This window comes from Sinanaerobacter chloroacetimidivorans (genome assembly GCF_018128545.1).
Classification (GTDB): Bacteria; Bacillota; Clostridia; order Peptostreptococcales; family Anaerovoracaceae; genus Sinanaerobacter; species Sinanaerobacter chloroacetimidivorans.
Genome location: NZ_JAGSND010000012.1, coordinates 23861 through 38345 on the forward strand (window position 1 = coordinate 23861; position 14485 = coordinate 38345).

The 14485-nt window shown below is 44.2% G+C and carries 16 protein-coding genes; all 16 read left to right on the plus strand.

Translation table 11 applies throughout. The annotated features are described in order from the left end of the window. Positions 1 to 102 precede the first annotated feature (102 nt). The gene (locus KCX82_RS15695) at positions 103 to 975 is read left to right on the plus strand and encodes a carbohydrate ABC transporter permease (RefSeq protein WP_227019441.1); all 873 of its coding nucleotides are present in this window, start codon (positions 103 to 105) and stop codon (positions 973 to 975) included. A gap of 14 nt (positions 976 to 989) precedes the next feature. Beyond that, positions 990 to 1835, plus strand: coding sequence for a carbohydrate ABC transporter permease (locus KCX82_RS15700; protein WP_319633360.1), 846 nt, complete (start codon positions 990 to 992; stop codon positions 1833 to 1835). 107 nt (positions 1836 to 1942) lie between these two features. Further along, positions 1943 to 3028, plus strand: coding sequence for a Gfo/Idh/MocA family protein (locus tag KCX82_RS15705; protein WP_227019442.1), 1086 nt, complete (start codon positions 1943 to 1945; stop codon positions 3026 to 3028). A gap of 81 nt (positions 3029 to 3109) precedes the next feature. Beyond that, positions 3110 to 4009, plus strand: coding sequence for a sugar phosphate isomerase/epimerase family protein (locus tag KCX82_RS15710; RefSeq protein WP_227019443.1), 900 nt, complete (start codon positions 3110 to 3112; stop codon positions 4007 to 4009). An 11-nt stretch (positions 4010 to 4020) separates the two neighbouring features. Beyond that, a complete protein-coding gene (locus KCX82_RS15715) occupies positions 4021 to 4743 on the plus strand; it encodes a glucosamine-6-phosphate deaminase (RefSeq protein WP_227019444.1) in 723 nt (240 codons plus the stop codon). Further along, entirely contained in the window at positions 4740 to 5807 is a 1068-nt protein-coding gene (locus KCX82_RS15720; protein WP_227019445.1) for a PfkB family carbohydrate kinase, read from the plus strand. The genes KCX82_RS15715 and KCX82_RS15720 overlap by 4 nt, the downstream gene beginning before the upstream one ends. A gap of 129 nt (positions 5808 to 5936) precedes the next feature. After that, positions 5937 to 6539, plus strand: a complete 603-nt coding sequence (locus tag KCX82_RS15725; RefSeq protein ID WP_227019446.1) for a class I SAM-dependent methyltransferase — start codon at positions 5937 to 5939, stop codon at positions 6537 to 6539. 253 nt (positions 6540 to 6792) lie between these two features. Beyond that, complete coding sequence (locus tag KCX82_RS23400) at positions 6793 to 7287, plus strand: PEP/pyruvate-binding domain-containing protein (protein ID WP_465250665.1); 495 nt, start codon at positions 6793 to 6795, stop codon at positions 7285 to 7287. Continuing rightward, on the plus strand, positions 7238 to 7414 hold the full coding sequence (locus KCX82_RS23405) for a PEP/pyruvate-binding domain-containing protein (RefSeq protein WP_465250666.1): 177 nt from the start codon (positions 7238 to 7240) through the stop codon (positions 7412 to 7414). Before KCX82_RS23400 ends, KCX82_RS23405 begins: the two co-directional genes overlap by 50 nt. A gap of 102 nt (positions 7415 to 7516) precedes the next feature. Further along, positions 7517 to 7846 carry a hypothetical protein gene (locus tag KCX82_RS23410; RefSeq protein WP_465250667.1) on the plus strand — a complete coding sequence of 110 codons (330 nt, stop codon included), beginning with the start codon at positions 7517 to 7519 and terminating at the stop codon, positions 7844 to 7846. A gap of 22 nt (positions 7847 to 7868) precedes the next feature. Continuing rightward, positions 7869 to 9008, plus strand: coding sequence for a PEP-utilizing enzyme (locus tag KCX82_RS23415; RefSeq protein WP_465250668.1), 1140 nt, complete (start codon positions 7869 to 7871; stop codon positions 9006 to 9008). Beyond that, positions 9005 to 9823, plus strand: coding sequence for a S1 family peptidase (locus tag KCX82_RS15735; protein WP_227019447.1), 819 nt, complete (start codon positions 9005 to 9007; stop codon positions 9821 to 9823). Before KCX82_RS23415 ends, KCX82_RS15735 begins: the two co-directional genes overlap by 4 nt. Before the next feature lie 229 nt (positions 9824 to 10052). Continuing rightward, entirely contained in the window at positions 10053 to 10814 is a 762-nt protein-coding gene (locus tag KCX82_RS15740; protein WP_227019448.1) for a type II toxin-antitoxin system Phd/YefM family antitoxin, read from the plus strand. A gap of 399 nt (positions 10815 to 11213) precedes the next feature. Beyond that, positions 11214 to 11801, plus strand: a complete 588-nt coding sequence (locus tag KCX82_RS15745) for a TetR/AcrR family transcriptional regulator (RefSeq protein WP_227019449.1) — start codon at positions 11214 to 11216, stop codon at positions 11799 to 11801. Further along, entirely contained in the window at positions 11798 to 12283 is a 486-nt protein-coding gene (locus tag KCX82_RS23420; RefSeq protein WP_465250669.1) for a PEP/pyruvate-binding domain-containing protein, read from the plus strand. Before KCX82_RS15745 ends, KCX82_RS23420 begins: the two co-directional genes overlap by 4 nt. After that, positions 12280 to 14421, plus strand: coding sequence for a phosphoenolpyruvate synthase (ppsA, locus tag KCX82_RS15750; RefSeq protein WP_465250670.1), 2142 nt, complete (start codon positions 12280 to 12282; stop codon positions 14419 to 14421). Before KCX82_RS23420 ends, ppsA begins: the two co-directional genes overlap by 4 nt. Positions 14422 to 14485 lie beyond the last annotated feature (64 nt).

The window sequence follows — 14485 nt, forward strand, 5'->3', positions numbered from 1 at the left end:
TACATTTTTCTTCTATAATTGATATGGCAAATGGGCTCGCAGAGTAGCTTCGCAGCCCATTTGCTTTATACAAAAACCAATAACGGAAAGGACTGAGTCATTGTGAAAATCAAAAAAGGCTGGATACCGATATTTCTGCTTCCGGCAGTTGTTCTTTTCCTGCTGATTTATGCGCTTCCTCTGGTTATGGTGTTTGGCACTTCGTTATTTGATTACAGACTGTCCGCCCAGAAAATGACTTTTATCGGCTTCGAGAATTATATTCGGCTCATTCACGATCAGGATTTTTTTAAGGCCCTTAGCAATACGGTGATTTGGATTTTTATTCAGTGCATTCTTCATGTGGCCCTGGGTACTGTAATCGCATTGATCCTATATAAAAAACCGAGGGGCTGGAAGTTTGTTCGAACTGCCTATATGGTGCCCAATATCATATCCAATGCGGCAATCGGCATGATTTTTCTTAATATATTTAACCCGCAGTTCGGCGTTGTCAATTCGGTGCTGAAAGCGGTTGGACTGGAAAAGCTGACACATAACTGGCTGATGGATTCCGCTACGGCATTTCCAGCCGTCACATTAATCTGGGTTCTCTTTGCAGGCTATACCACAACGCTGGTACTGGCCCAGGCACTCTCTCTCGATGAATCCATGCTTGAGGCTGCACGGGTGGACGGAGCGACTCCGTTTCAGGTAGATATGATGGTGGTTCTGCCCATGCTGAAAAAGATCATTGGAACAACGATGGTAATGGCAGCTACCTATATGCTTCAGATATTTGACCTTATTTACATCACTACAAACGGCGGGCCGGGAAAGACAACAACAAACCTTCCGCTTCAGCTTTACGGCGTATATAAAACAGAAAACAATTACGGCTATGCCAACACCATCGGCGTTTGCATCGTGGTAATCGGAGTGATTGCCATGACCATCATCAATAAGGCCCTCAAGGTCAACAAAGAAGAGTATTAAGGAGGCAGGAAATCGTGAAATTCAAACATATGAACGAGAAAGAACGCATACTGCACGTTCTCAAATACCTGTTTCTCGCTGCCTGCGTATTTGTGGCGCTGTTCCCCATAGTTTGGGTCATTATGTCTTCGTTTAAAACCAATGCAGAGATCTTATCAAACGGTGTGGCGCTTCCGCACAGCTTCAGCTTCAAGGGCTATGTGGATGCACTGAAAATTTCACCGATTCTCAGTTACTTTTGGAACAGCATTATTATTACGGCGATTTCCACCGTGCTGAACGTATTATTTTTATCCATGGCGGCATATGTATTTGCACGGTTCACCTTCCGCGGCCGGGACACGCTTTATTTCATACTTTCCCTGGCGTTGGTGATTCCCATGACTGCACTGCTGCATCCGGTATACAGCGTAATTCAACACCTTGGATTGTATGATACCAAGGCCGGCCTGATTCTGGTCTATACGGCACTGAATCTGCCCATGTCGCTGCTCATACTCAGAAGCACGTTTCTGTCCATCCCCAAAGCCATTGAAGAAGCTGCTTATGTAGACGGTGCAGGATTTGTCCGTACCTTTTTCCAGATCATGCTGCCCTGTGCAAAGGGTGGTCTGACCTCGGCGGCTGTGCTGGCATTCCTGAATTCCTGGAATGAATTTACCTTTGCTCTGGTTCTGACAAGTGGACAGTCAGCGAGAACACTGCCTCTCTCCCTGAGCTATTTCACCGCCCAGTTCAGCTTTAATTATACGGCAATGTTTGCAGCGGTTACCATTGCAGTGATACCGTCCATCGCAGTGTTTGCTATTTTCCAGGAGCAGGTGGTATCGAGTCTCACCGCAGGCTCTGTCAAAGAATAAGGATACAAGGGGTTGGCTTGAAATAGATTGAAAATCATAGGCGTTTCGATTCAATCTATTTTGAGACTCCCCATAATATAGAACAATACAAAATGGAGGAATATTAAATGATTAAACTTGGGGTTATCGGCCTGGGAGAGGTTTCCCAGCTTATGCATCTTCCTATTTTACAGGATCTGTGCGATAAATATCAGGTAACGGCGGTATCCGACGTATCGCCATCTCTGGTGCAGTTCATTCAGAAAAAATACCATATCGAGGGAGGATACCTGTCAGCCTTAGAGCTTATTGAACAGGCGGATGTCGATGCCGTACTGATTCTTTCTCCCGACCAGTATCACGGAGAGTATGCGGCCAAAGCTTTAAAAGCTGGAAAACATGTATTTGTAGAGAAGCCCGTTACCCTTTGCGGTGAGGAGCTGCAGGAACTCATCGAACTGAAAAAACAGTATCCCCATCAGATGGTGATGGTGGGTTATATGCGAAGATATGCCGAAGCTTATCTTAAAGCAAAGGAAATCATGGAAAACGATCCGCGAAAAACCGAATATCTCCGTTTCAGGGATATTATCTGTGAGGGACCGTTCTATATCGGACAGACAAGGCCGATCTTTTATCCGGGCGATGTACCTGCCGATGTGATTCAGGAAGGCGGAAAACGAAGACGCGAGCATCTTGACCGTGCCATCGGAGCCGATGCAACCGACGCTCAGCGTGTGACCTATCAGATGATGACCGGACTGGGCTGTCATTCCTTCTCCGCGGTCAGAGAACTGTTTGGACTGCCGAAGAAAATCCACTCTGTAACCACTGCCGCAGGAGGTGAGCAGGTTGTCATCGTAATGGAATTCGACGGCTTTCTGGGAGTTTATGAGCTGGTCAATAATCAGGATATCGTTCAGTTTGACGCTGCAATTGAAATATTCCAGAAAAACAGAAAAATACTGGTGAAATATGAGACCCCTTATATCAGATATCAGCCAATGTCACTCCAGGTTACTGAATCCGGCGAAAAAGAAACAAAGACCACAAATCACGGGCCGGATTACCGTGATGCGTTCCAGACCGAGCTGAATCTCTTTGCAGAGTGTATTGAAACGGGAAAACAGCCGAAGACGGTTCTTGAAGACGCCCAGGGTGACTTCAAACTCTTTGAGGAGATTATCAAAGTCATGGGTGAACAGATGAAATAAGTACGACAAAAATCAATGAATCAGAGATTCATGATTTTTCAGCATATATGTCGGATAGAATGTTAAGAAGTGAGGAAAGAAATGAGTAAAGTAACAATTGCAACAGCACCGTGCTCATGGGGCGTATGGTATGCCGACGGAACTCCGTCCGGAACACCCTATGATCTGTTTTTGAGCCAGGCGTCGGAAATCGGATATAAAGGGCTTGAGCTTGGTCCCGACGGCTATCTGCCTCAGGATAAGGAAGAACTGAGGGAAATTCTCGCTCATTACGGACTTGCCGTCTGTGCAGGAACTGCCTGCTATCAGTTCGACAGATACAACGATTTTGAGGGCTTTCGTCCGCAGCTTCAAAAACTGTGTGAGCGCATCGGCTCGTTAGGCGGCAAATATCTTGTGACCATGGATGAATCCGACGTTGGCCTGTACAGTGAGAAAAAGATGGATTACACACCAGAGCTTTGGGATAAGTATCTGAATATGTTTCAAAAGCTGGGGCGCTTTACGGAGGAAGAGTTCGGAATTAAGACGGTTTATCATCCACATATCAAGTCTCTAATCGAAACAGAGGAAGAAATCATCAGACTCATGGATTATACCGGACTTGATCTTTGTTTTGATACAGGTCATCACGCCTACGTCAACGGTGACGGAAGACAGGGAGATTCTTCGGCGCCGGAATTTTTGCGCAAATACGCCACACGTATACCATATCTGCATTTCAAGCAGATGGATGGAAATGTCTACAGTAAGGTGCTTGCAGAGCATCTGGATTCGGATACGGCGTTTGACATGAACGTTATGTGCGATCTGCCTGACGGAATTATCGACTTTAAGGAAATAAAAAGAATTCTGGATGATATTAATTTTGATGGTATTGCAGTGGTGGAATCTGACATGCCACGGGCGACAAACGCTCAGGCAGCTCTTTCTGCAAAAAGAAATCTGGAATATTTAAGAAAGATACACGTGATTGATTGAGAGGGAGAAAAATGCAGATTATCGTATGTAAGGATTACGAAGAAATGAGCAGAAAGGCAGCTGAACTTGCGGCAGTCAGTATCCGGGACAACCCGGAAGCCCTTGTCAGCTTCCCCGGCGGAGATACGCCGGTGGGTATGGTTCATGCCTTTGCTGAGATGGTGAACGAAGAAAAAGTGGACATATCGAAAGCGAGCTATGTGTCGCTGGACGAATGGGTAGGGCTTTCGAACAGCGATGAGGGCTCCTGTGGATTGTTTAACAGGGAAAATCTTATCAACCGCCTTCATAAGCCCTTCGCCCGAATGCACCTGATTAACGGTGCTGCGGAGGATATTCAGCAGGAACGGAAAGCGCTGGATGAGTTTATTCAAACCTACGGTCCTCTCGATGTGTCGGTGCTGGGAATCGGCATGAATGGTCACCTTGGCTTTAATGAGGACGGCGTAGATTTCAATCTTAACGCACATATTATTCCGCTGTCGGAAACGACGAAGCAGGTTATGACGAAGTATTTCGGTGAAAAATTCCATCCGGAGTACGGTATTTCTCAAGGAATCCGTCAGATTATGGCAGCAAAGAAGGTAATTCTGATCGCTAACGGAGCGCATAAAGCAGAAATTCTTAAGCTAGCGGTCAAGGGCGAGGTCACAAACAGGGTGCCGGCCAGCGTGCTGCAAAACCATCCGAACTGTTACGTGGTGGTGGATCAGGCAGCCGCGGCTATGCTGTGAATCCCTTTTCCCACCTGTCAGAAAGGCAGGCTGAGATCGCCGAGAAACGCATCGTCGTAGGCTTTGACGGATTTATCGATACCATTGTCAGACCCGTACGTCAGACTGCAGCTGTCGATGCTCCGGAAATGCTATTTAGAACCATAGGTGAATTCGGTCAGTTTCTGGCCGGTTGCGCCGAAAAGAGCTGCTCTATTGAACTGAAGCAGGAAGCGAAACAGCTTGGGGGGAATTTACCTTACCTTTCCCGCAGTGCAGGCAGATTGGGAATGAATGTGACTTGCATCGGAATGCTGGGAGCTGACGGCAAGATTGAGCAGGAGTTTCAGGAGTTGCCATGCAGACTGTACTCATTTGCAGCGCCGGGACAGTCAACATGTTTTGAATTTCAGGATGGGAAGATTTTCTTTGCAACGGACTGTAAGATGACCCAGGATCCTTGGCAGCTGGTGCTTGATGCCACAGACAGTGAAGCTGTCCGTCTTTTTCAAAACGCTGATCTGACAGCTATGGTCAATTGGAGCGAGCTTTCCTTCGCCCCTGGATTGTGGGAGGGTGTATTTGAACATGCTTTGAAAAATCAGTCCTGTGATAAGAAGCGGTTCATGTTCTTTGACCTATGTGACTGCTCCAGGAAAACAGATAGGGAAATTGAAGATGTTTTGCAACTGATGGGACGTTTTTCCAAAGTGCGGACGTCAATATTAAGTGTGAATGAGAATGAAGCCCATGTGATAGCCGATAGGATTCTATGCTGCGGGACCGAACTGGGAACCATCGGAAAAGCGTTGCGTGACGAGTTTGGAATTGACCAGGTCATAATCCACACCATTCGGGAAAGTTTCCTTGTGACATCCCACGGAATCACAGGCAAGCCAAGTGAATTTGTTGAGCACCCAAAGATCTCAACAGGAGCAGGAGACAATTTCAATGCAGCCTTTTGCTTTGGTACGGTGATGGGCCTAACGGATGAGGATCGGGTAATCTTTGCAAATCGATATGCCAGCTTTTACGTTTCAAATGGATACAGCCCCACTCTGGAAGAGATTGTGACAACATTGTGATCTGGCCCGGCCAAACAGACTGCTAATAAAAGTTAGGCTTCTAACTTCAACTTTACGAATGAGACGTAAGTTTGGTATAATCTTAAAATAAAAGTTAGATTTTTATTAAGGCAGATTGGAGAGGTAATAATGGGAAATACGGATAAGTTCGAAATGATAGCCAATCAATATGACACTCCTGAAAGGGCCCAAATTGCAAAGGTATCATCAGATGCTATTCGTGAATATTTAGTTGATGCTAACAACAAGAATGCCATTGATTTTGGATGTGGAACTGGTCTTGTCGGTATGAACTTATTGAATGAGTTTCAATCAATACTGTTTCTGGATACATCACAAAACATGATTCATCAAATTAAGCAAAAAATTTCAGGTTCTAATATACAGAATGCAGATACATTATGCTTTGATTTTGAAAAAGATCATCTATCGGATTTGCATACGGATTATATTTTTATGGCGCAGGTTCTGCTCCATATTGAAGATTTTCAGTCAGTTTTATCAAAGCTATATGACGTTTTGAATCCGGAAGGACATTTAATAATCATTGATTTTAATAAGAATGATGAAATAGTTTCGGATTTGGTTCATAGCGGCTTTGATCAAGAAATGCTATCAGATACTATGTTAAATATAGGATACAAAAATATTCAATCTAAAACTTTCTATAAGGGAAGTAAAATATTCATGGGTCATGATGCATCGCTATTTATACTGGATTCACAAAAATAAGTTACCCGATTGGGAATTGATTGGGACCATAATCTTTCTCTCTACCTTAATTATAACATATAAAAAATTGTAAATGTAGACTATTTGTTCTCATTTGGCAATGCTAAATGCAATAACATGTTAATGCAATATGACAGCGGAACAAGCCATGCTTGCTTCGCTGTCCGTTTTGCTGCTAAAGCTAAAGCTGTGGCAAAACGGCAACGATTTGTGATTTCTTTGCATAAGGGGAATTGCCAAAGGAGGTAAAGATATGAGTTTACATGTGCTTGGTTTTCAGGACATTGACAAAACAAAACTCATGGTTGTTGGGGGGAAAGGCGCGAACCTGGGAGAACTTTCCAGGATTGAAGGAATACGCGTACCAGATGGTTTTTGTATTTCTACGGAAGCCTTTAAAAGAATCGTTGAAGAATCGTCCTCGATTAACGGATTACTGGATCAGCTATCGCTTCTAAAAGCGGAAGACCGGGGTCAAATCGCTGAACTTAGCGGTGAGATTCGCTTACGTCTCGAAGGGACAGCCATCCCTGAGGACATTCGTGAAGAGATCTCCCGCCTTCTCACCAGACTTGGAGAAAAAAATGCCTATGCAGTACGATCCAGCGCAACTGCAGAGGATTTACCGACAGCCTCCTTTGCAGGCCAGCAGGATACGTATTTGAACATGATCGGAACAGAAGATATCCGCCAAGAAGATGGTTGTTTTTGCCTTAAAAGACGGCGGCACAAAAAAGCAGGAGCTTGAGCCCGAGCGACAGAACAGGCAAGTCCTGACGGATGAGCAAATTTTACAGCTAGAGGGCATTGGCAGAAAGGTCGAAGAACATTTCGGCAGCCCCCAGGATATCGAATGGTGTCTGGCTGACGATTAGTTTTATATTGTCCAGAGCCGGCCCATCACTACTTTATACCCCATCCCTGAAGCGAATGATCAAGAAAATCACGTCTATGTATCTGTTGGTCATCAGCAAATGATGACTGATCCCTTGAAACCATTGGGGATGTCTTTGTTTGAGTTAACATCTATGGGACCCAGGTTTAAAGCTGGTGGCAGGTTGTTTGTCGATGTTGCACCAATGCTGGCTTCGCCTGACAGCCGAGAACTTTTATTAAATACCATGGGACAACACGAGCCGCTCATGAAAGACGCGCTCATGACCATAATAGAGCAAGATTTTATAAAATGTTTACCAAATGATAAGACAGTACAGAGTCCCGGTAAAAGCAGTAAAGGTGCGCCGCCTCCGGAGCCACAGGCACAAATCGTAAATAGATATCCAGACATTAAAGAAGATTTTGTTTGATCCGCAAAGTACAGCGGTGTTTATGACTGCTATCAATGCTTCATCATGGATTAATGAAAAAATGAGCGAGTGGTTAGGTGAAAAAAACGCAGCAGATACGCTTTCTCAATCTGTACCAAACAATATTACTTCGGAGATGGGTCTGGCACTATTGGATGTCGCAGATGTGATTCGTCCTTATTCGGAAGTAGTTGATTATTTGCAGCAGGCAAAAGATGACAACTTTTTGGATGGACTGGTTCAGTTTGACGGCGGACAGGAAATCAGGAACGCTATCCATGCTTACCTTAACAAATACGGTATGAGATGTGTCGGAGAAATCGATATTACGAAAGCCCGTTGGAGCGAAAAACCAACTACACTTATCCCTATGATTCTTAGTAATATTAAAAACTTTGAGCCGAATGCCAGCAAGCGGAAATTTGAGCAAGGACTGCAGGAAGTTTTGAAAAAAGAACAAGAGTTATTGGAGCGATTGAAGCAATTACCGGATGGTGAAAAAAAAGCCAAAGAAACAAAACAAATGATCAGCTTAATTCGGAATTTCATCGGTTATCGTGAATATCCCAAATACGGAATGATTCATCGCTACTTCGTTTATAAGCAGGCTTTACTGAAAGAAGCTGAGCAACTCGTGAAAACCAACGTTATTCATGAAAAAGAAGATATTTACTACCTTACTTTTGAAGAATTTCATGAAGTCGTACTCACAAATAAACTGGATTCCCAGCTCATTAGTAAACGAAAAGATGAGTACAAATTATACGAAAAACTAACTCCCCCGCGTGTGATTACGTCTGATGGTGAAATCATTGCAGGTGAGTATAAACGAGAAAACCTCCCGGCGGGCGTTATTGTCGGTCTGCCTGTTTCTTCCGGAGTGATAGAGGGCCGGGCGCGTGTCATCTTAAACCTGGAAGATGCCGACCTAGAAGATGGAGATATATTAGTCACCTCCTTTACTGACCCTAGTTGGACACCATCGTTTGTATCCATAAAAGGTCTGGTCACCGAAGTTGGCGGACTGATGACCCATGGAGCCGTTATCGCACGCGAATATGGCTTGCCGGCAGTTATCGGAGTAGAAAATGCTACCAAGCTCATAAAAGATGGGCAGCGGATTCGTGTGCATGGAACAGAAGGGTATGTAGAAATTCAATGAAAACAAAACAAAAAAAAATAGTCCTTAGAATAATAGTTGTTGTTATACTTATTATTTCCTTTTTTCTTCCCTCTATTAAATCGTCTTTAAACCAAGCGATGCATAGAGAACTTATTGAAAAGGTTGATAAATATGCGCTTTCAGCAAATATAAAGATCGTTCAACTAAAATATAAAAACCAAGGAAACAGTAGTTCCACATCGGTCTCAGCAGGCGCTAGCGGAGTCATTATCCGTAAGGAAAGTAATAAGTATTATGCGCTTACAGCTGAGCATGTAGTTACAGAGGATGATAATATTGATAAAACTCAGATTATTGTTATGGGATATAACGATTTGGATTTTAAAGATTATCTAAGCAAAGAAGGAGAATTTCAGGGAATAGCCAATTATTATCAGCAGTTCCCCGAAGCTGTAGTCGAATACTCTAATGATAAATATGATTTAGCCATAATTAGTTTTATTGCTGATGAAGTTTATACAGTTCTTCCAATTGCAGATGAAATGCCTAAGTATGGAGATATTGTTGTATCTATGAGTAATCCATATGGTAAAAGAAATATTGTTACAGCTGGAAAAGTAATCAGCAGAAAACCAAGACCCTTCGGTGATGAAGCAGGAAAAACGCAATATCCAATAATTAAGCATACCGCTGTATTATCAGAAGGAAGCAGTGGCAGCGCTTTACTTAATGAAGATTTGGAAGTCGTTGGAATAAATTTAGGTGGTAATGAGAATATCTTTCGAAAGTTTATTTCTGGAATGGCGATGCCAAGCGACAGAATCCACGCTTTTTTAGAGGAATGGGAAAATTAATATTTCTAACACTGTCAGGCTGATAAAAGACGGGCAGCGGATTCGAGTACACGGAACAGAAGGCTATGTAGAAATCCTGTAACAGATGGCCCCCCCTGGTGGCAGGGGGGGCCATCTTGACGAAAAGTGTGTAGAATACGAATTCGCCGTACGATAATATTGACAAAATTCGTACGATGTGATATGTTGTTCGTACGATAAATAATTTTTATCGTACGGAGGTGATAAAATGAGTGAAAATAATGTGTTCAGCAAAACGATTACTGCAACTGAGCTGAAAAAGAATTTGGGAAAATATCTGGACTATGTCAATGAAAACAATGAGGTGGTCATAACCAAGAATGGGGAAAAGGCGGTTCGGATGACGCCCTACCTGTCGGACTATGACCGGTATTATTTGATGCAGGTGAAAGAGCAGGCGCTGGATTACCAGTATGGGGGAAAAAAGGTGTCCTATGAGGAATTCATGGACATCAGTGAAAAAAGCGAGCTGAGGATGGAGTATATCGATGGGGAGATCATACTGCTTGGGTCACCAACAGTAGAGCATCAGGAAATATCAGGCTTTTTACACATTATATTCAGTCAGTTCTTAAAGGGAAAAAAGTGTAAAGTGTTTTATGCTCCCTTTGACGTTCACTTTTTCAAGCCGGAAATCAAAGATCCGGACGTATGCCAGCCGGATTTGCTTATTGCCTGTGATATCGAGGAAAATGTTAATGCAAAAGGCCGATATATGGGTACCCCAACCCTGGTTGTTGAGATACTTTCCCCTAGTACCCGGTCCAAGGACATGGTAAAAAAGCTGAATACTTATATGCTCTCCGGTGTAGAGGAATTCTGGGTGGTGGATCCCATACAGAAAACGATCATGATTTATGACTTTCAAGACTTGCAAATCGAAAGCTGTGCTATTTATAAAAATGATGAGGTCGCAGTTTCCCAAGCTTTTGACGGACTCGCCGCTCCTTTGGCTGAAGTGTTCGTTTAAATAAGAAGTTCTTGAAAAATATAAGCATCTGAATCTTGGATGACGTGAAAAAATAAAGATTCATAATATAGTACTGAAAAAATTTATGAGGTGATGAGGCGGAATGCATTTTGGAACATTTGTGCAAATTTGCATATGATGCTTAAGAATGCCGTTCTTCGCTGTTGCGTGAGCGATCATTGTTACTTTCAGAGACAGAATAAAGAAGAATAATTTGCAGAATAATGATCCGCCGGCTAAGCTGGCGGATCATTATTTTAGATGCGGTTAATAATTATTTGACAACATGACCAGATGGTCATATAATAAAACCATAATATGACCACGTGGTCACATATGGAAAAGTAAATCTTTTTGTAAATAATATGACTGCCCACTTGCGAAAGGAGGACGAAAGTTATGCCAACAAATACTTTTTATAATTTAAGTGGTGAGAAGAAAGATAGAATATTCGACGCTGCTCTGCAGGAGTTCTCAATCCGGACTTTCAGCCAGGCATCCCTTAACCAGATCATCAAGAATGCAGGTATACCGAAAGGTAGTTTCTATCAGTATTTTGATAATAAAGAAGACCTCTATCTCTATATGCTAGAAGAAGTTTCAAAAGAAAAGACAGAAATACTCAGCCACATAGAAGGAATGGATCCGGATGCAGATGTTTTTGAAGTGATTGAGCGCAGAACCAGAGAGTTCCTTGAACGAGGAAAAGTGAAACCGGGATATGTCGAGGCAGCGATGCTGATGGAGATTGATAACAGTGAATTTATCAGGAAAATCCGTAAATCATCCGCTGATCGATATGTAAAAATGGCTGAGCGTGATAAAGCGCGCGGCCTCATCAAACCAGAAGTTGATTCCGAGCTTGTGATCAATATGATTTCCACATTCAATTTAAATGAGTATTTCAGGAACGGATCAGACAAGGAAAGGTATTTAAAGAATCTGGGCGATGCAATCAAAATGATCAAGGAAGGGGTATGTTTATGAATTCATATGTACTTGGGTTTCAGGATACCGATAAAACGAAATTAGCGATAGTCGGGGGCAAAGGCGCAAACCTGGGGGAACTATCCAAGATCAAGGGGATACAAGTACCGGAGGGCTTTTGCGTCACAACCGAAGCGTATCAAGAAATGATTGGGAATAACGAGGAATTTCATTCATTGCTGGATCAGTTGTCCCTTCTGAAATCGGACAACAGGGAAGGGATTGGTAAAATCAGCGCCAAAATACGAACGGTCATCGAAGGAATAACGATTCCAAAAGACATCAATCATGAGATTACCCGTCATCTGGAACAACTTGGTGAAAACAATGCTTATGCCGTGCGTTCCAGTGCTACGGCAGAGGATCTGCCGACGGCCTCCTTTGCAGGCCAGCAGGATACGTACCTGAACATTATCGGAAAGGAAGCGATCCTGGGCACATCAGCAAGTGCTGGGCATCGCTGTTTACCGACCGTGCCGTGATCTACCGCATCCAAAACGGTTTTGACCACAACAAGGTCCATCTGTCCGTGGTTATCCAGAAGATGGTTTTCCCGGAGGCAGCGGGGATCATGTTCACTGCCGATCCAATTACTTCCAACAGAAAGGTTGCATCCATCGATGCAAGCTTTGGACTCGGTGAAGCCCTGGTCTCCGGACTGGTAAACGCAGATATCTACAAGGTACGTGACGGCAGAATCGTTGATAAGAAGATCTCCACGAAGAAGCTGGCGATCTATGCTATAAAAGAAGGAGGAACGGAGGAGAGGGTGATCGAGCCCGAACGTCAGAATCTGCAAACGCTGAGAGACGAACAGATCTTAAAGCTGGAGCTGATCGGCAGGCATATTGAGGCTTATTTCGGCCGCCCCCAGGATATCGAATGGTGCCTGTATGAAAATAAATTCTATATCGTCCAGAGCCGTCCGATCACTACTCTTTACCCGATACCGGACGAGCAGGATGGGAAAAACCATGTGTATATGTCTTTCGGCCATCAACAGATGATGACCGACGCCATGAAACCATTGGGGTTATCTTTTTTTCAGCTATTGTCTGACGAGTTTCCCCTTTTTCAAGTCGGCGGAAGGTTGTTCTTCGATATTGCGCACGATTTGGCTTCTCCCACTGGACAAAAGATCGTGCTTATGGCTGCAGACAAAATGGACCCTCTCATGCATAACGCAATCAAGAGCATAATAAAGCGAAAAACCTTTATGAAATCATTGGCGCGTGGTAAAAAAGCCTTCAGTATGGGTTCCGGGTATTTCTCATGGGCGCTGCCCGTTCAGATTATCAAGACATACCGCAGCAACGATGCATCCATCGTTCCGGCTCTGATGTCCCGGAACGAGGCGTCTGCCCGGGATCTGCGGCAAAGGATGGAAAACCTGTCCGGAGACGAGCTGTTTGCCTTTATTATAGAAGCTCATAAGCAATTAAAAGAGGATATGTCTGGCCCGCAAAGCATGGGAACGGTTTTTGCCGGGATATATGCAGTGAGCTGGATTAATAAGAACATGGAAAAATGGCTGGGTGAAAAGAGTGCGGTAGATTCGCTTTCCCAATCGGTAGCCAACAATGTCACTTCGGAAATGGGGCTGGCGCTTTTGGATGTAGCAGACGTTGTCCGGCAATATCCGGCAGTGATGGAGTATTTACAACACGCCGATAATGAAACCTTTTTTGAAAACCTGGCCAAGTTGGAAGGCGGCAATGCTGTCAGCGAATCCATACGGGCGTATCTTGAAAAATACGGCATGCGTTGTTCCGGGGAGATCGATATCACCAGACCCCGCTTCAGCGAACAGCCTACCGCCCTTGTTCCCATGATTTTCAGCAATATCAAAAACTTTGAGCCGGATGCTCATAACACCATATTTGAGCGGGGCCTGCTGGAAGCGAAACAGAAGGAGCAGGATCTCCTGAACCGCTTGGAACAGCTGCCGGTTGGAAAACAAAAGGCCAAAAAAACAAGGAGAATGATCAGCGTTTTGCGCAATTTCGCAGGCTTCAGGGAATACCCGAAGTACTTGATGATCGGGCGTTACTGGATCATCAAGCAAGCCCTGCTGAAAGAGGCCGTCAAGCTCGCGCAAAAGGGGGTTATCCGGGAAAAGGAGGATATCTACTACCTGTCCTTTGAGGAACTCCGTGAGGCCGTTCGTACGAACCGGTTGGATTACAGCATCATAACGAAGCGAAAAGAGGAATACGAGGTCTTTGAGAAATTAACACCTCCCCGTATTATGACCTCCGAGGGCGAGGTTTTGTCCGGCGAATACGATACCGGCAACATCCCGAATGGTGCTTTGGCGGGCATACCTGCTTCATCAGGAACCATTGAAGGCCGGGCGCGGGTCATTTTAAAAATGGAGGATGCCGACATCGAGGAAGGCGATATTTTAGTCACCGCATTTACTGACCCCAGCTGGACACCGGTTTTCATATCCATAAAGGGTCTGGTGGCGGAAGTGGGCGGAATGATGACCCACGGTTCTGTAGTTGCCAGAGAATACGGCCTGCCTGCAGTAGTAGACGTGGAAAACGCTACCAGGCTGATCAAAGACGGACAGCGGATCCGGGTGAACGGAACGGAAGGATATGTAGAAATCCTGTAAATGCCTTTTTATAATACTCTCTAAATCTTGACTATATCCGAGATGATGAATAAAATGTTGGTAT